The sequence below is a fragment of the Pseudomonas resinovorans NBRC 106553 genome, from assembly GCF_000412695.1.
Classification (GTDB): Bacteria; Pseudomonadota; Gammaproteobacteria; order Pseudomonadales; family Pseudomonadaceae; genus Metapseudomonas; species Metapseudomonas resinovorans_A.
In genome coordinates, this window is the sequence record NC_021499.1 from 3741364 (window position 1) to 3758472 (window position 17109).

Sequence of the window (17109 nt, forward strand, 5' to 3'; positions counted from 1 at the left end):
TCAATGGCTTAGGTAAAATTCTTCATGTCACTTCGGCAGTACGGCCACAAAATTGCCCCGGCAGCGCGAGCGTCATGATCACGGTTAGAATCACCCGGTGAAAAAGGGTTCCGAGGTTTCAGTGGTGGAGTTGCAGCAGGGGTTCGTCCTGACCCGGCATTGGCGGGACACGCCCGAGGGGACGGAAGTCGAATTCTGGTTGGCCACCGACGCCGGCCCGCGACAGGTACGCCTGCCGCCACAGACCCCGGTGGCGTTCATTCCCGCCGAACAACGCGAACGCGCCGAGGCCTTGCTGCGCGGCGAACGTGACGTGGAGCTGCGCCCCCTGGCCCTGTGCGACTTCCGCCACCGTCCGGTGCTGGGCCTGTACTGCAAGCACCAGCGCCAGCTGATGCGTCTGGACAAGGCCCTGCGCAAGGCCGGCGTGGAGCTGTTCGAGGCTGATGTGCGCCCGCCTGAGCGCTACCTGATGGAGCGTTTCATCACCGCGCCGGTGCTCTTCGGCGGCACCCCGGATGGCAACGGCCTGCTGCTGGACGCCCAGCTCAAGCCCGCCCCCGACTACCGCCCGCAGCTCAAGCTGGTGTCCCTGGACATCGAAACCACCGAGCGCGGCGAGCTCTACTCCATCGCCCTGGAAGGCTGCGGCCAGCGCCAGGTCTACATGCTCGGCCCGGCCAACGGCGACGCCGGCGAGCTCGACTTCCAGCTCGACTACCGCGACAACCGCGCCGAGCTGCTGCAGGCGTTGAACCAGTGGCTGGCCGAGCACGACCCGGACGCCATCATCGGCTGGAACCTGGTGCAGTTCGACCTGCGGGTGCTCCAGGCCCACGCCGAGCAGCTCAAGGTTCCACTGCTGCTGGGCCGGGGCGGCGACCCCATGGGCTGGCGCGAGCACGGCAGCGGCAACAACCACTACTTCGCCGAGGCAGCCGGACGGCTGATCATCGACGGCATCGAAGCCCTGCGCTCGGCCACCTGGAGCTTCCCCTCCTTCAGCCTCGAAAGCGTGGCCCAGACGCTGCTCGGCGAAGGCAAGGCGATCGACACGCCCTACCAGCGCATGGACGAGATCAACCGCATGTTCGCCGAGGACAAGCCCGCCCTGGCGCGCTACAACCTCAAGGACTGCGAGCTGGTCACGCGTATCTTCGACAAGACCGAGCTGCTGCACTTCCTGCTGGAGCGCGCCACGGTCACGGGCCTGGCCACCGACCGCAGCGGCGGCTCAGTGGCCGCCTTCACCCACCTCTACATGCCGCTGATGCACCGCCAGGGCTTCGTCGCCCCCAACCTCGGCGACAAGGTCCCCGAGGCCAGCCCCGGCGGCTTCGTCATGGACTCGCGCCCGGGCCTCTACGAATCGGTGCTGGTACTGGACTACAAGAGCCTCTACCCGTCGATCATCCGCAGCTTCCTGATCGACCCGGTGGGCCTGATCGAAGGGCTGCGCCAACCGGACGACGAACACTCGGTACCGGGCTTTCGCGGCGCGCGCTTCTCCCGCACCCGGCACAGCCTGCCGGCCATCGTCTCGCGGGTCTGGGAGGGCCGCGAGGCCGCCAAGCGCGACGGCAACAAGGCACTCTCCCAGGCGCTCAAAATCATCATGAACGCCTTCTACGGCGTGCTCGGCTCCAGTGGCTGCCGCTTCTTCGACACGCGCCTGGCCTCCTCCATCACCATGCGCGGCCACGAGATCATGCGCCGCACCCGCGAGCTGATCGAGGCCGAGGGCTACGCCGTGATCTACGGCGACACCGACTCCACCTTCGTCTGGCTCAAGCGCGCCCACGCCGAGGAAGACGCCGCGCAGATCGGCCGCCACCTGGTGCGCCAGGTCAACCAGTGGTGGCGCGAACACCTGGCCCAGGAATACGGCCTGGAAAGCGCCCTGGAACTGCAGTTCGAGACCCACTACCAGCGCTTCCTGATGCCCACCATCCGCGGCGCCGAGGAAGGCAGCAAGAAGCGCTACGCGGGCCTGGTGGTTCGTGCCGACGGCAGCCACGAGATGGTCTACAAGGGCCTGGAGACCGTGCGCACCGACTGGTCGCCCCTGGCCCAGCGCTTCCAGCAGGAGCTCTACCAGCGCATCTTCAATCGCCAGTCCTACCAGGACTACGTGCGCGAGTACGTGCGTCAGACCCTGGCCGGCGAGCTGGACGAGCTGCTGGTGTACCGCAAGCGCCTGCGCCGGCAGCTCGACGACTACACCCGCAACGTCCCGCCCCACGTGCGCGCCGCGCGCATGGCCGACGACTACAACGACCGCCAGGGCCGGCCGCGCCAGTACCAGAATGGCGGCTGGATCAGCTACCTGATCACCCTGAACGGCCCCGAGCCGCTGGAAACCCGCAGCTCGGCCATCGACTACGACCACTACCTGACCCGCCAGCTGCAACCGGTGGCCGACGCCATCCTGCCCTTCGTGGGGGATGACTTCCTGTCGCTGATCGACCGGCAGATGGCGTTGTTCTAGAGGGCGATGGGGTTTCGCGCGGGCTACGAATCGATGGGTATCGCTTCGCTCAACCCATCCTACGGAAGCAGCTCCCCGTGGCACCGTAGGATGGGTTGAGGAACGAAACCCATGCGGACCGTGGCTGATGGGTATCGCAAGTCCGTAGGGTGGATGGCGCTTTTCCATCCACCAGCGGTGCAGTGTCTCAGATGGAAATCAGCCCATGCTCCAGGGCGTATTTCACCAGGGCGGCGGGGGTGTCGATGTTGAGCTTGCGGCGGATGCTCAGGCGGTAGGTCTCCACCGTGCGCACGCTGATATCCAGCTCGCGGGCCACTTCCTTGTTGTTCAGGCCCCGGGCGAGCATCGACAGCACTTGCAGTTCGCGCGGGGTCAGCTCGTTCTCGTCGCGGCTGTTGGTGGCCAGCTTGCGGGCGATTTCCGGGCTGTAGAAGCTGCCGCCGGCGACTATCGCCTCGATGGCGGCGATCAGCTCCTGGGACGGCGCGTTCTTCAGCACGTAGCCGAAGGCGCCGGCGTTGATGGAGGTGCGCACGTACTCCTGGTTGTCGTACATGCTCAGGATCAGGATCTTGATGCCCGGATAGAGGCCGCACAGCTTGCGCGTCAGCTCCAGGCCGTTCATGTCCTTGAGGCCAACGTCCACCAGCAGCAGGTCCAGCTCGGTGGTCGCCACCAGGGCCAGGGCTTCGGCGCCCGACTCGGCCTGGGCCACCACCTCGAAGTGCGGCAAGGCGGACAGCAGCGATTTCACGCCATCGCGCACCAGCACATGGTCGTCGATCAGCGCGATTCTGATCGGGTAGGCAACACTCATGACGGCCCCTTGGTTCGGTTGAAGGTCGAGCCGATCAAGCTCTGGGAATTTCGACCTGCAATTCCGTGCGGCCGTTAGAGGAGGAGATGGCGAAGGTCCCGCGATGATGGTCGACCCGCTCCCTGATATTGCGCAGGCCGATGCCGTGGCTTCTGTCCAGCAGGCCGGGGTCGAACCCAACCCCGTTGTCCTCGACCCGCAGCGTGATGGCGCGCGGCGAAATGGAAAGCGAAATTATAGCGGCGCTGGCCTCTGAATGGCGTTCGATGTTGGTCAGGGCCTCCTGGATGATTCGGAACAGCGTGACCGATACATCCTTATCCACCTCTGCGTCATCCAGCCCGCACTCGTACTGAGTACGGATGGTCGTGCGCTGCTCGAACTCGCGCACCAGCTGGTCGATGGCCGGCGACAGGCCGAGGGTATCCAGCAGCGAGGGCCGCAGGTCGTGGGAGATGCGGCGGATCTCGCCGATGGCCTCGCCCAGGCGCGCTGTGCCCGCCCGCAGGTTGTCCAGCCCCCTGCCCCGCCCGCTCTCCAGCTCCAGGCTGGCCAGCTCGAACTGGAACTTGATCGACACCAGCTGCTGGCTGATACCGTCGTGCAGTTCGCGGGACACCCGCGAGCGCTCCTCTTCCTGCAGGTGCACGATGCGCTGGTTGAGCGCCGACAGCTTGCGGTCGGCCAGGCGCTGCTCGGTGAAGTTCAGCATCAGGCCGCCGGAGAACACCACCAGCACGGCGATCAGCGCGAAGGACGCGATCGCCAGCACGGTTGTCAGCACCCCGCTGGCCACTTCCTGGCGGGACTTGTGGGTCGCCACTTCGACGTCGTCGATGTAGATGCCGGTGCCCAGCATCCAGCCCCAGCGCTCCAGCATCACCACGTAGGAGAGCTTTTCGGTGACCTGCCCGGTGGAGGGCTTTTCCCAGGTGTAGAGCTGGAAGCCATCGCCGCTCTCGGCGCTTTTCAGCAGCGCCTGGATCACCGGCAGGCCGTTCTTGTCCTTCATCCCGATGAGCTCCTTGCCCACCAGGTCGGCCTGGCGCGGGTGCATCAGGCTCTTGCCGTGGCTGTCGTAGACGAAGAAGTAGCCGTCCAGGCCAAAGCTCGCCCGCGCCAGCATGTTCAGCGCCTGCTGGCGCGCCTGTTCGTCGTCGCGGCCGCTCTGGTACAGCGGCGCGATCAGGCTCAGGGCCAGCTCCAGGTAGTTTTTCAGCTCCGCCTGCTTGGCGGCCATGATGCTGCTCTCCACCAGTTTCGCCTGCTGCTCTTCCAGCTTGCGGCTCTGGGCGAACACCAGCACGCAGATGAACAGCACCGACACGATGAGGGGCAGGACGCTGAGCGTCACGATCTTGTACTTGAGTTGCATGGTCACTCGCATCAAAGCGCGCCCGAGCCGTGGCTCGGTAGTTCTACGCACCCGAGGTCGGTAGAACAGCGCATATCAAAGGGCCGCTCGGCCGTGAATAGTTGCCCGGTCGCGCCGGCCAGCTGGTTGGCTGGCCATTCAACCGTTTCCACAATAACAAGAGTACGACCATGTTCCGTCCTACCCGTCTTTCTTCCTCACTGCTCCTGCTCACCGGTACCGCCATCGGTGTCGCCAGCCCTGTCCAGGCCGAGTTCATCAACGACAGCAAGGCCAGCCTGGAACTGCGCAACTTCTACTTCAACCGCGACTTCCGCCAGGAAAACGCCCCCCAGTCCAAGGCCGAAGAATGGGCCCAGGGCTTCCTCCTGCGTTATGAGTCCGGCTTCACCGAAGGCACCGTCGGCGTGGGCGTCGACGCCATCGGCCTGCTCGGCGTCAAGCTCGACTCCAGCCCCGACCGCAGCGGCACCGGCCTGCTCAAGCGCGACCGCGAAACCGGCCGCGCCCAGGACGAATACGGCGAACTCGGCGCCACCGTCAAACTGCGCGCCTCCAAGAGCGTGCTCAAGGTCGGCACCCTGATGCCCAAGCTGCCGGTCGTCCAGTACAACGACTCGCGCCTGCTGCCGCAGACCTTCCAGGGTGGCCACCTGAACTCCATGGAGATCGACGGCCTGACCTTCGACGCCGGCCGCCTCAACCGGGTCAACCAGCGCGACTCCTCCAACAACGAGGCCATGACCATCACCAGCGGCGCCGCCCGCGCCATCAGCTTCCGCAGCGGCACCACTAGCGACGAGTTCAACTTCGGCGGCGCCAGCTACAAGTGGAACGACAGCCTCACCACCGCCTACCACTACGGCGAGCTGGAAGACTTCTACAAGCAGCACTTCCTCAGTGCCGTGCACATCCTGCCGCTGGGCGACAAACAGTCCCTCAAGAGCGATATCCGCTTTGCCCGCTCCACCGACGATGGCTCCAGCAACGTCGACAACAAGGCCTTCGGCGCCATGTTCACCTACGCCCTCGGCGGCCACGCGTTCGGCCTCGGCTACCAGAACATGAGCGGCGACACCGGCTTCGCCTACATCAACGGGACCGACCCCTTCCTGGTCAACTACGTGCAGATCGGCGACTTCGCCAACAAGGACGAGAAGTCCTGGCAGGCCCGCTACGACTACAACTTCGCCAGCATCGGCATCCCCGGCCTGACCTTCATGACCCGCTACCTGACCGGCGACAACATCGACCTGGGCGCCGGTCGCTCCGATGGCAAGGAATGGGAACGCAACATGGACATCGCCTACGTCTTCCAGGACGGCCCGCTGAAGAACTTCGGCGTCAAATGGCGCAACGCCACGGTGCGCACCAGCAACTTCGGCAGCGACATCGACGAGAACCGCCTGATCCTCAGCTACGTGCTGCCGCTCTGGTAACAGCCGCCACCCCTCTCCCGGCGGGAGAGGGGTTCAGCCCCTGCAGCATCACCCTGTGGGGGCGAATTCATTCGCCAAGCAGGCCGCAGGTCTGCCCTTCGAGCTCCCAGCCGACCTGATGATCCCCTCAACCCCGGCCCCTCTCCCATAGGGAGAGGGGAGCTCACACCTACACCTGCGCGGCCTCGAAGCCCGCGCGGATGTCCGCTTCCGGCAGCTGGTCGCCGATGAACACCATCACGCTCGCGCGCGCCTCGCCGTCCTGCCACTCGGTGTCCCAGTCGAAGCCGTAGAGCCGCAGCACGCCCTGGAACACCAGGCGGCGGTCTTCGCCGGCGATGCTCAGCACGCCCTTGTAGCGCAGCATGGAATTGCCGTGCTCCTCCAGCAGCCGCTCCATGAAGGCGCTGAGCTTGTCGATATCCAGCGGGCGCTCGCTTTTCAGCACCAGGGTGCCGATGCGGTCGGGGCTGCCGGCTGGTGTCAGCGGACGCAGGCCGAGCGCCGGGCCGACATCGGCGTTGAGGTTGAAGCCGCGCACGTCCAGCAGCTCGGCCAGGTCGATGCGGCCATGCTCCACCACACGGATCGGCGCGCGACGGTTGATGCGCGAAAGGCGCTGGCACAGCGCGTCGAAGTGCGCCTCGTCCACCAGGTCGCGCTTGCTCACCAGGATGCGGTCGGCGAAGCCCACCTGCGCCTGGGCGATGGTTTCCTGCAGGTGGCGCTCGGCGTTCACCGCGTCCACCAGGGTGATGATGCCGTCCAGCACATAGCGCTGGCACAGCTCTTCATCGGCGAAGAAGGTCTGCGCCACCGGCGCCGGGTCGGCGAGGCCGGTGCACTCGATCACCAGGCGGTCGAAGGCCAGCTCGCCGGCGTCCAGGCGCTCCAGCAGCAGGAACAGGGCCTTTTCCAGCTCCACGTGGATGGAGCAGCAGACGCAGCCGTTGGCCAGGGTCATCACCTGCACCGGCTCCGCGCCGAGCAGTTGGCCGTCGATGGGGGTCTCGCTGAACTCGTTTTCGATCACGGCGATCTTCAGGCCGTGCTCGGCCTTGAGGATGTGCTTGAGCAGGGTGGTCTTGCCGGCACCGAGGAAGCCGCTGAGCACGGTGACCGGAATGGGGAATTGGGCAGACATCAGGGCAATCCTCGAAATCAGGTTTCAACCTGTAGGAGCGAATTCATTCGCGATCGGTCGGCGCAAACAAGAGCGCCACGCAGGGCGTGGCGCTCAGGTTACCGCATCGAGCAGTTCAGCAGCAGCGTACGGGTCGCCCCTTGCCGCCGCCGTAACGCGCCTCCTGGCGCTCACGGAAGAACTCCTCGTACGTCATTACCGGCTTGTCCGGGTGCTTGTTGCGCATGTGCTCGACGTAAGTGTCGTAGTCGGGCATGCCCACCAGCATCCGGGCCGCCTGGCCCAGGTACTTACCCATGCGGCTCAGGTCGTTGAACATGCGCGCGGTCTCCTCAAGCGTCCGGAATCGGCTGGAAAGGCGATTCCTTGTCGGTGCGCTCGGTCTTCATCCAGGCGCTGCGTCCCACCTTGATCGCGTAGAACAGCACGCTCAGCACCACGAAGAGGAACAGCACGGTCAGGGTCGCGTTGGTGTAGGCGTTGAAGATCACATGCTGCATCTGCGCCACGTCCTTGGCCGGGGCCAGGATCTGGCCGGCTTCCAGGGCGTCGCTGTACTTCTTGGCGAGTGCCAGGAAGCCCACGGCCGGGTTCGGGTCGAGCAGCTTGATCAGGCCCGCGGTGGTGGTGCAGATCAGCAGCCAGGTGGCCGGAATCAGGGTGACCCAGACATAGCGCTGGCGCTTCATCTTGATCAGCACCACGCAACCCAGCATCAGGGCGATGCCCGCCAGCATCTGGTTGGAGATACCGAACAGCGGCCACAGGGTGTTGATGCCGCCCAGCGGGTCGATCACGCCCTGGTACAGCAGCCAGCCCCACATGGCCACGCAACCGGCGGTGGCGATCACGTTGGCGGTCCAGGACTCGGTCTTCTTCAGGGCCGGGACGAAGTTGCCCAACAGGTCCTGCAGCATGAAGCGACCGGCACGGGTACCGGCGTCCACCGCGGTGAGGATGAACAGCGCCTCGAAGAGAATCGCGAAGTGGTACCAGAAGGCCATGGTGTTCTCACCCGGCAGCACCTGGTGGAGGATCTGCGCGATGCCTACGGCCAGGGTCGGCGCACCGCCGGCACGGGCCAGGATGCTGTGCTCGCCGATATCCGCGGCGGTCTGCTGGAGCACTTCCGGGGTGATGGCGAAGCCCCAGCTGCTGACCGTGGCGGCCACGGCATGCACGTCGGTACCCACCAGGGCCGGCGGGCTGTTCATGGCGAAGTACACGCCCGGCTCGATCACCGAGGCGGCGACCATGGCCATGATGGCGACGAAGGATTCCATCAGCATGCCGCCGTAGCCGATGTAGCGGGCATGGGACTCGTTGGCCAGCAGCTTGGGCGTGGTGCCCGAGGAAATCAGCGCGTGGAAACCGGAGACCGCGCCGCAGGCGATGGTGATGAACAGGAAGGGGAACAGGGTGCCCTTCCACACCGGGCCGGTGCCGTCGACGAACTGGGTCAGGGCCGGCATCTTCAGCTCGGGCGCGATCACCAGGATGCCGATGGCCAGGCCGATGATGGTGCCGATTTTCAGGAAGGTCGACAGGTAGTCACGCGGGGCGAGGATCAGCCACACCGGCAGCACCGCGGCGACGAAGCCGTAGCCGATCAGCATCCAGGTGATCTGCACGCCGGTGAAGGTGAAGGCCGGGCCCCAGACCGGGTCCGCCGCCACCAGGCCGCCGAACCAGATGGACGCCAGCAGCAGCGCCACGCCGACGATGGAGATCTCACCGATGCGGCCCGGGCGGATGTAGCGCATGTAGATGCCCATGAACATCGCGATCGGGATGGTCGCCATCACGGTGAACATGCCCCAGGGGCTTTCGGCCAGGGCCTTCACCACGATCAGCGAGAGCACCGCGAGGATGATGATCATGATCAGGAAGGCGCCGAACAGCGCGATGGTGCCAGGCACCTGGCCCATTTCCTCGCGCACCAGCTCGCCCAGGGAGCGGCCGTTACGACGGCTGGAAATGAACAGCACCATGAAGTCCTGCACCGCACCGGCCAGGACCACGCCGGCGATCAGCCAGAGGGTGCCGGGCAGGTAGCCCATCTGCGCGGCGAGCACCGGGCCCACCAGCGGGCCGGCGCCGGCGATGGCGGCGAAGTGGTGACCGAAAAGGATGTGCTTGTTGGTCGGGACGTAGTCCAGGCCGTCGTTGTTCAACACCGCCGGTGTTGCACGGGTGGCGTCCAGCTCCATCACCCGGGTGGCGATGAACAGGCTGTAGTAACGGTAGGCAATCAGGTAGATCGCGGTTGCAGCAGTAACGATCCAGAGCGCGTTAATGGCTTCGCCCCGGCGCAGCGCCACGGTGCCCAGCGCGAATGCGCCCAGCACGGCAACGGCGAACCAGGCGATTCGGGTAGCCAGTTGTGTCATCGAAGGTCTCCTGCCGCTGGGATTACCTGCGGCGGCTTTTGTTGTTGTTTATGCCCGGATAAGGGCAGCGGACACTATCGGCGCCTGGCGCCCGCGGAGACATTCGCACAACTACGAAGCAGGGCTACGTAATACTACGTAGCCAGCATGCGCCATCACGGGGCATCTTTCGGTGTGGGGACGAGGGAACGATCCCAGGCAAGGAATCATGTAGGGGCGATTGCAATCGCCAAGCGAACCGCAGGTTCGCCCTTCAGCGCAGCAGGGGGCGGCTTCGCCACCCTTGGCGAATGAATTCGCCCCCACAAGACTTGGTCGCCAAGGGCAGTGGTGTAGGTTGTGGCTGAGCTATGCGAAGCCCAACACCAGGCGCCTCGGTCGAGCGGTCGGTTCCCACACCGCCAATCGACTTCTCCCCACAGACCGCCCGCTAGGAACTTTCACACAAGCCATTAGCCTTGAGCGCCTACAAATGCCCTCGCTAGAGTCCGGCCACTCGCGGTCAATCCCGCGAGGCGGGAGTCGAAACCCGGAACATCTACGAAGGCGCACGCGCGCCATAGCCATCAGCCAGGCGCTTTTTTGTGCCCGTCCGATGCATCTATGGCGGACCGTGCGGGGCAGGCATTTGTCTGGCCGGTTCCTTCGTACCGGTATTTCGACCCCCGTACGGTCCGCCACCCTCCAGCCGAGTCGAAACGGCCCGTGGCGGCTTCCATGGCAACGAAGGAGGCAACGGACATGCACCACCCACCTTTTATCCCCGCGCACCACCCCGCCACACTCCGGCCCCTGCCCTATCCCGCCCAGCCCCATGGCGATGTGTTGTTTCTCAACCCCCATGCCTCGGCCGCCAACCTCTTCGACACCGCCCAGCAACGCATGGCCGCCCTTGGCGACCTGCTGCACTGCCTGGAAAACAGCAGCTCCCACAGCCTGCTCCCCGAGGAAACCGCCCGTGTAGCCGCCGCCCTCGGCCTGCTGCTGGCCGAAGCCCGCGTCTTGTTCGAGGCGGCCTATGAACGAGCACGGGAAGAAGCGCAGGCCAACGATTGCCACCGTCCGTAAGGACTCACCCCGAAGGCAGCGCGCAGCAGTCTGGTGTGGGGGCGATTTCAATCGCCAAGCGAACCGCAGGTTCGCCCTTCAGCGCAGCAGGGGGCGGCTTCGCCACCCTTGGCGCATGAATTCGCCCCCACAAGACTTGGTCGCCAAGGGCAGTGGCGTAGGTTGTGGCTGAGCTATGCGAAGCCCAACACCAGGCGCCTCGGTCGAGAGGTCGGTTCCCACACCGCCAATCGACTTCTCCCCACAGACCGCCCGCTAGGAACTTTCACACAAGCCATTAGCCTTGAGCGCCTACAAATGCCCTCGCTAGAGTCCGGCCACTCGCGGTCAATCCCGCGAGGCGGGTGTCGCAGCCCGGTCCTTCCAGCAAGGCATGTCCAACCATGGACATGACGCCAGCGGCGTCGCACATGGTGGACCGTGCGGGGCAGACTTCGGTCTGGCCGGGGCCTTGCTAGCCGGTACTGCGACCCCCGCATTGGTCCGCCACCCTTTCGTGTCGCAGCGATGGGTGGCGATTCTTCCGCCTAGCAAGGGAAGCAACGGACATGCACCACCCACCTTTTATCCCCGCGCACCACCCCGCCACACTCAGGCCCCTGCCCTATCCCGCCCAGCCCCATGGCGATGTGTTGTTTCTCAACCCCCATGCCTCGGCCGCCAACCTCTTCGACACCGCCCAGCAACGCATGGCCGCCCTTGGCGACCTGCTGCACTGCCTGGAAAACAGCAGCTCCCACAGCCTGCTCCCCGAGGAAACCGCCCGTGTAGCCGCCGCCCTCGGCCTGCTGCTGGCCGAAGCCCGCGCCTTGTACGAGGCGGCCTATGAACGGGCGCGGGAAGACCGACCCTTGTAGGAGCGAACTCACTCCGAATCGAACGCGGCGCGCAAACCAGTAGCCCGGATGAAATCCGGGAGAGGCGGTGAGGTCTCCCCGGATCGATCAGGCAGGACTACGTCCTGCATCGCGATTGAAATCGCTCCTACATCGAGGCCGGCCCCACCGAATCATTCAACGGCTCAGCAGCAGCTTCCCGCCCATCACCAGCAGGAAGCTGCCCATCAGGGTTTCGAACACGGCCTTGAAGCGCATGAAACCGCCGCGTACGCCGGGCCTGGAAAACAGCAGCGCCATTGAGCAGTACCAGGTGCCCGATACCAGCGCGGCGATGACCACGATGGCCGCGTAGAACCAGACCGGCGCGTGGGCCGGCACCATCACCGCGAAGATGCTGCCGTAGAAGGCCAGGGCCTTGGGGTTGGTCATGCTCACCAGGTAGCCCTTGCGGGCCGCGGCGATGGGGCTGGACTCGAGCCGTTCCGGGGTGGCCAGGGGCGCCTTGCGCGCGCCGAGGATCATCCGCCCGCCGAGCCAGATCAGGTAGGCGGCACCCAACAGGCGGATACCCAGGTGCAGCCACTCCACCTGCGACACGATCAGCCCCAGCCCAGCCACGGCCAGCAGCGTCCAGGTGGCGGAGGCGGCGGACATGCCCAGCCCGGTGGCGACGCCCGCGCGGCGCGAACGCAGGGTGGCGGTGGAGGTGACAATGGCGAAGTTCGGCCCGGGGCTGACGACGCTGAGCGCCAAAACACCGGAAATGGCTAGCAATGCGCCGAGGTAGTCCACGGCAGCCTCCTGTCACAGGGGTCGGGGAGATGCCGGGAAGTATATCCGGGTACTGGCCGGAACCGCTCGTCAATGGTCGGCCTCCGCCCTACCGGCGGACTTCGCTCACGGCGCCCGGGGCCTCCCGCTCACCACTGGCCACCTCGGCTCCCAGCAGGGCCATCAGGAATACCCAGGCACAAGCCCCGGCCAAGGGCCAGCGGTGATTCCGGCGAAGCTGCCGGCCAGACGGTAAAGATGCACGACTGCTCATAGCGACTACTTCCGTCCAACGCCCGTCGACTCCGGGCCTTGACCAGGCCCCGATGGTGACGACACAAGCACTGCAGGAAAGATTATGTCCCCCTGCACAGAAGCCCAGGCCGTCCATCGGGCGCCCAGGGTTGTTCAGCCGATTGCCGCCGAGGCTTGCCCGCAGCCGGAGGCGTGCGCCATTCGGGCTTCGCACGGTCAACTGACCGGGTCGACGCCCACTTCGCTCACGGCGTGCGGATCCGTATCGGTCAGGGCATGGGCGCCCGACCGCTGCTCGACGGCCATCTGTCGCTCCACCTCCCGCCGCCGTTCGAGTTCGCGATTGACCAGCAGCAGCACCTGGATGCAAAGCGCCCTGAGCCCCGCGTTGTAGCTGGCCATGCCGCGCACCAGCGTGTTGTAGATGACCACCGCCGGAATCGCCGCCACCAGGCCGAGGGCCGTAGCCAGCAGCGCCTCGGCGATGCCGGGGGCGACTACCGCGAGGTTGGTGGTCTGGGATTCGGCGATGCCGATGAAGCTGTTCATGATTCCCCAGACGGTGCCCATCAGGCCGACGAAGGGTGCAGTGGAGCCGATGCTGGCCAGCACGCCGATGCCCTGGCCTATGTCCCGTGCGCTGGCCGCCACCCGGCGCTCCAGGCGTAGGCGTATGCGCTCGGGCAGCCCTGCATTGCCCGGCAGCTCCGCCGACTGCTGCAGTTCATCCCGCACTTCCTGCAGCAGCTCCGCGGCAGGCCCCGGGTTGCGACCCAGCAGTTCCCAGGCATCCTCCAGACGCACGCTTCGATGCAGGGTTGCCAGATCACGACGCAACCGCAGGCGCTCCGAAAGCAGCTCCCAGGCCTTGGCCAGGCACACCGTCCAGGACAGCACCGAAGCGCCCACCAGGCCCAGCATGATGACTTGCACCACCGGGCCTGCGTTCAGGTACATGTCCAGCGGAGACAGATCGCCATGGACCGCCAGGGCAAGGTTCACGCCCGCCTCCCCCGGGCGAACAGCCAGAGCCCCATGAGGGCAAGCAGCACATGGATCGCCGCCAGGGCGGTCAGCGTCGCGTCTTTCACCGGCTTGCCAAGAGCGCCGAGGTAATCCCACTTGTGCAGGTAGGCGAAGGCCCAGCCCTCGGCACGGTCGGCATCCCGCACCCGCGAGGCCAGGGCACCGTCCAGCGGGTCGACGTAGAGGCTGGTGTGATGCGCATCGGCGTAGGTGGCCTTGAGCACCGGCAGGCGCTTGAAGACGAAGCCGTACTCGTGGTCGAACCGCGTCTGCAACTCGACGCCCAGCGGCTCGCCCAGTCCCAGTTGGCCGGCATGGTGGGCCAGGCGCTGATTGGCGTAACGACGCGCGGCATCATCACCCAGCGGCTGACCGTCCAGCGCGAGGTAGCGCACCTCGAAGAGACTCTGCAAGCGCCACGCCGCATGCCCGTCGAGACTCACCAGGCCCAGGCGCACTGCCACTTCGCCCGGTTGCAGCCAGTTCGCCGCAGGGGCCGCGTCCAGAATCCCCACCGGAATCCGCGGCGAGTAGGCCTGTGGCCAGGGTTCGGCGCCGACCTTGTGCAGCAGGTGCCAGGCACCGCTGCTGGCGAAACTCAAGCTGGCCAGGGCGATTCCCAGGCCAACCCAGCCATGGACTCGGCGCAACCGGGTGCGAGCACGAGGCCGGGCGAAGAACAGGCCGACACCGAGCACCACGGTGGCCACTACCGAGGCCAGGATCAGCAGCATCACCAGCGGCCGCAGCCAGCCTGCCGACTTCAGCCAGGCAAAGGTGTGCAACTGCTGGAACAGCACGCTGAACCAGGCCTTGCGCTCGTCCACCAGGGTGCCGAGGCGGTCCTGCTGGAGGTCCAGGTAGACGCGCAGGCCGTCATCCCGCGAGGTGTCCACCCGCGCCGCCGGCAGCAGGCGATTGATGAAGGCGTACTCACCGTTGAAGGACGACAGGCTGCCACCGTAGGCCAGCCCTTCGGCACTGCCCAGGTAGTGGGCGGCGAGACGCGTGGCATGGCGCGCCACCAGGTCTACCGGCACCCCGCTGCGCGCATCCCAGTATCGGGGCTCCGCCGCTCCGGGCAGGCGCGCCTGATAGTAGGGCTGGCCGTCCAGCACCAGCAGGCGCAACCCCTCCACCTCGGCGATGCCCGCCACCGCAAGCAGCGGCCCGGGCGCCTTCAGACCATCCAGCAGCAGCGGCGCCTGTGGCGGCATCATCTGTGCCGGCCGGGGCTGCAACGCACTCATCAATGGATGCAACATGCCGGTGGCGGCCCAGCAGAACACGCCGACGCAGGCCAACAGCGCCAGCCGCCGGTGCCACGGCATGAGCCGCAGCACGCGCTGGCGCAGGGTCGGGCGCTGGGTGGCGAGGCGTCCCAGCGCCGCGGTCACATCCGCCACTCCAGGCCGACATAGACGCTTCGGCCATCGCCCGGCAGGAACTGGGCGCTGTCCTGGCCACCGGCATCGGCGATCACACCGGTGGTGGCGACGTAGGTCTTGTCGGAAAGGTTGCGCCCCTCGATGAAGAAGCCAAACCCATCCGCCGGCCGATAGCCACCCTTCAGTCCCCAGATGGCATAGCCATCGGCGTACAGGGTTTCCGCCTGGTCGACGTTGTAGTGGCTGGGCACCCACTCGAAGGTCGGGCCGGCATACCAGCCCTCGCGCAGCCACATTGCCTCGCCCTTGATGAACTGGCGCGGCAGGCCGGCCAGGCGGTTGTTGCCGTAGACGTCGTCGTTGTCGAAGCGGAAGTCGTTGAACAGGTACTGCCCGCGCAGCACGACCTGGCCGACGGTCCAGGCGCCGCCCAGCTCGATACCCTGATGGATGGTGCGGTCGGCGTTGATGGTGCCGAGTGGCTGACCGTCGCCATCGTTCAGGGCCAGCAGTTCGTCGCGGATTTCGCTGCGGTAGACCGCCAGGTCCAGGGCCAGGTCGTCACGCTGCCAGCGCATCCCGGCTTCCAGGGTGTTGGCCTTTTGCGCGTCGTTGGCCGTGATGATCTGGCCGCCGGTCAGCTCGCTGAAGGTCGGTGGCTCGAAGCTCTGGCTGAGGTTGGTGAACAGCTGGATCTCTTCGCTCAGGTCATGGCGCAGGCCGATACGGGCAATGCGGCCGATGTAGGTCTTGTTGAAGGACTCGTCCTGGGGCAGGCAGAAGCCCGAGACGAAAGCGTTGCAGCGCAGGCGGTCATCCACGTCGCGCTCCTGGTGCAGCCAGGCCAGGCCGCCGATCAGCGCCCATTGCTCGGCCACGGGTACTTCCAGTTCGCCGAAGGCATTGAGGTTGCGCGCGGTCTGGTGCAGTTCGTTGACCTTGCGGCCCTTGTTCCCGCTCACGTTGATGTAGCGCGAGTCCCAGTTGCGCCCCTGGCTGGCTTCGACCCCGCCGGTCCAGCGCCAGCCCTCATCGTTGTGCCACTTGTGGGACACCCGCAGGCCGTAATCCTCGCTGTCGATGTCCAGCACCTGGAAGATCGGGTGGAACAGGCTCTTCTCGCTGTAGAAGCTGGCGAACTCCAGGCTATGGCCGTCGTCCAGTTCCAGGACGCTGATGTTGCCCAGGCGCGTCAGGTCGAAGTCGCGCTGCTGGTCGCCGGTGATACTGCTCTGAGATGCCTGCTTCGGATCACGGCGCATCTGCGCCTTCGTCAGGTTGCCGGGCAGGTCGGAGTCGGTGTCCACATGGGTCAGGTAGAAGCGCGTGGACAGCCGCTCGTTGATGCGCCCGCCGAGGTTGGCGAAGTAGCGCTGGTTGTCCTGCTCAGAATGGTCACGGTAGCCATCCTGGGAGTAACTGTTGACGCTGACGAAGCCGTCCCAGTCGCCGAAGTCCTGGGCACCGGCGCCATAGAAACGCTGGTAGCCGAAGCTGCCGCCCTCGGCGCGCAGGGTCAACGGTGGCGCTGTCTTGCCGGTGGGGCTGACGAAGTTGATGGCGCCACCCAGGGTGGCCGAACCGTAGCGCCAGGCGTTGGCCCCGCGCAGAACTTCGATGTGGTCGACAGCCAGGGGCTCGATGGTCTGGAAGTCGAAGCTGCCGTCGGCCAGGTTCACCGGCGCGCCGTCCTGCATCAGCAGCAGGCCACGGCCATGGAAGGTGCGTTGCAGGCCCGAGCCACGAATGGACAAACGCGCCTCCTCGGCACCGAAGCGCGGCTGCACGAAGACGCCGGGCGCCATCCCCAGGGCGTCCTGCAGGGTGCTGCTGCGGCCGGTCTTGTAGGTTTCGGCGTCCACCACCGTGGCGCCGCCGGGGATCCGCGAGAAGTCTTCTTTCTTCTCGGCGATGGTCGGCGCGGTGGGGTCCTTGCGGTACTCCCCTTTCACCAGGGTGTTGTCCAGTTCCACGGATTCGGCGTGGGCGAGGTTGGCCAGGCTCACGGCAATGGCGAGCAGGCTCAGTACGGAAGTCTTGTGCATGGTGCACTCCCAAGGTCTTTAGTTGGCATTGTTCTGGGTGTCCGGGGATTGGCCGGACAAA

At 66.0% G+C, this 17109-nt stretch carries 13 protein-coding genes; 4 read left to right on the plus strand and 9 right to left on the minus strand.

Annotation, left to right across the window (positions count from 1 at the left end; all coding sequences use genetic code 11):
* Positions 1–124: 124 nt before the first annotated feature.
* A complete protein-coding gene (locus PCA10_RS16845) occupies positions 125–2488 on the plus strand; it encodes a DNA polymerase II (RefSeq protein ID WP_144277056.1) in 2364 nt (787 codons plus the stop codon).
* 187 nt (positions 2489–2675) lie between these two features.
* On the opposite strand, the gene PCA10_RS16850 is transcribed toward PCA10_RS16845, so the two are convergent.
* The gene (locus tag PCA10_RS16850) at positions 2676–3308 is read right to left on the minus strand and encodes a response regulator (protein WP_016493274.1); all 633 of its coding nucleotides are present in this window, start codon (positions 3306–3308) and stop codon (positions 2676–2678) included.
* A 34-nt stretch (positions 3309–3342) separates the two neighbouring features.
* Positions 3343–4683 (minus strand): cache domain-containing protein, encoded by a 1341-nt coding sequence (locus tag PCA10_RS16855; protein WP_016493275.1) that lies wholly within the window; start codon positions 4681–4683, stop codon positions 3343–3345.
* Between the two features lie 170 nt (positions 4684–4853).
* On the opposite strand from PCA10_RS16855, the gene PCA10_RS16860 reads away from it, so the two are divergent.
* Positions 4854–6122, plus strand: coding sequence for an OprD family porin (locus PCA10_RS16860; protein WP_016493276.1), 1269 nt, complete (start codon positions 4854–4856; stop codon positions 6120–6122).
* Positions 6123–6291: 169 nt separating this feature from the next.
* Here PCA10_RS16860 and yjiA read toward each other — a convergent pair whose 3' ends face one another.
* The 3 genes from yjiA to PCA10_RS16875 form a co-directional block, all read right to left on the minus strand.
* A complete protein-coding gene (gene yjiA, locus PCA10_RS16865; protein ID WP_016493277.1) occupies positions 6292–7266 on the minus strand; it encodes a GTPase in 975 nt (324 codons plus the stop codon).
* A gap of 115 nt (positions 7267–7381) precedes the next feature.
* Positions 7382–7585 (minus strand): YbdD/YjiX family protein, encoded by a 204-nt coding sequence (locus PCA10_RS16870; RefSeq protein WP_016493278.1) that lies wholly within the window; start codon positions 7583–7585, stop codon positions 7382–7384.
* Positions 7586–7598: 13 nt separating this feature from the next.
* Positions 7599–9656 carry a carbon starvation CstA family protein gene (locus PCA10_RS16875; protein WP_016493279.1) on the minus strand — a complete coding sequence of 686 codons (2058 nt, stop codon included), beginning with the start codon at positions 9654–9656 and terminating at the stop codon, positions 7599–7601.
* Positions 9657–10397: 741 nt separating this feature from the next.
* Between PCA10_RS16875 and PCA10_RS16880 the strand changes: the two genes are divergently transcribed.
* Together PCA10_RS16880 and PCA10_RS16885 are read left to right on the plus strand one after the other, a co-directional pair.
* Positions 10398–10724: a hypothetical protein gene (locus tag PCA10_RS16880; protein ID WP_016493280.1), complete on the plus strand. Its 327-nt coding sequence runs from the start codon at positions 10398–10400 to the stop codon at positions 10722–10724.
* Between the two features lie 548 nt (positions 10725–11272).
* Positions 11273–11581, plus strand: a complete 309-nt coding sequence (locus PCA10_RS16885; protein WP_016493281.1) for a hypothetical protein — start codon at positions 11273–11275, stop codon at positions 11579–11581.
* Between the two features lie 156 nt (positions 11582–11737).
* On the opposite strand, the gene PCA10_RS16890 is transcribed toward PCA10_RS16885, so the two are convergent.
* The 4 genes from PCA10_RS16890 to PCA10_RS16905 all read right to left on the minus strand — a co-directional run bounded on the left by PCA10_RS16890 (position 11738) and on the right by PCA10_RS16905 (position 17048).
* The gene (locus PCA10_RS16890) at positions 11738–12355 is read right to left on the minus strand and encodes a LysE family translocator (protein WP_016493282.1); all 618 of its coding nucleotides are present in this window, start codon (positions 12353–12355) and stop codon (positions 11738–11740) included.
* A 450-nt stretch (positions 12356–12805) separates the two neighbouring features.
* Positions 12806–13591, minus strand: coding sequence for a tonB-system energizer ExbB (exbB, locus tag PCA10_RS16895; RefSeq protein WP_016493283.1), 786 nt, complete (start codon positions 13589–13591; stop codon positions 12806–12808).
* Complete coding sequence (locus PCA10_RS16900) at positions 13588–15012, minus strand: PepSY domain-containing protein (protein WP_016493284.1); 1425 nt, start codon at positions 15010–15012, stop codon at positions 13588–13590. The genes exbB and PCA10_RS16900 overlap by 4 nt, the downstream gene beginning before the upstream one ends.
* A complete protein-coding gene (locus PCA10_RS16905) occupies positions 15009–17048 on the minus strand; it encodes a TonB-dependent receptor family protein (RefSeq protein WP_016493285.1) in 2040 nt (679 codons plus the stop codon). Before PCA10_RS16905 ends, PCA10_RS16900 begins: the two co-directional genes overlap by 4 nt.
* Positions 17049–17109: the final 61 nt, after the last annotated feature.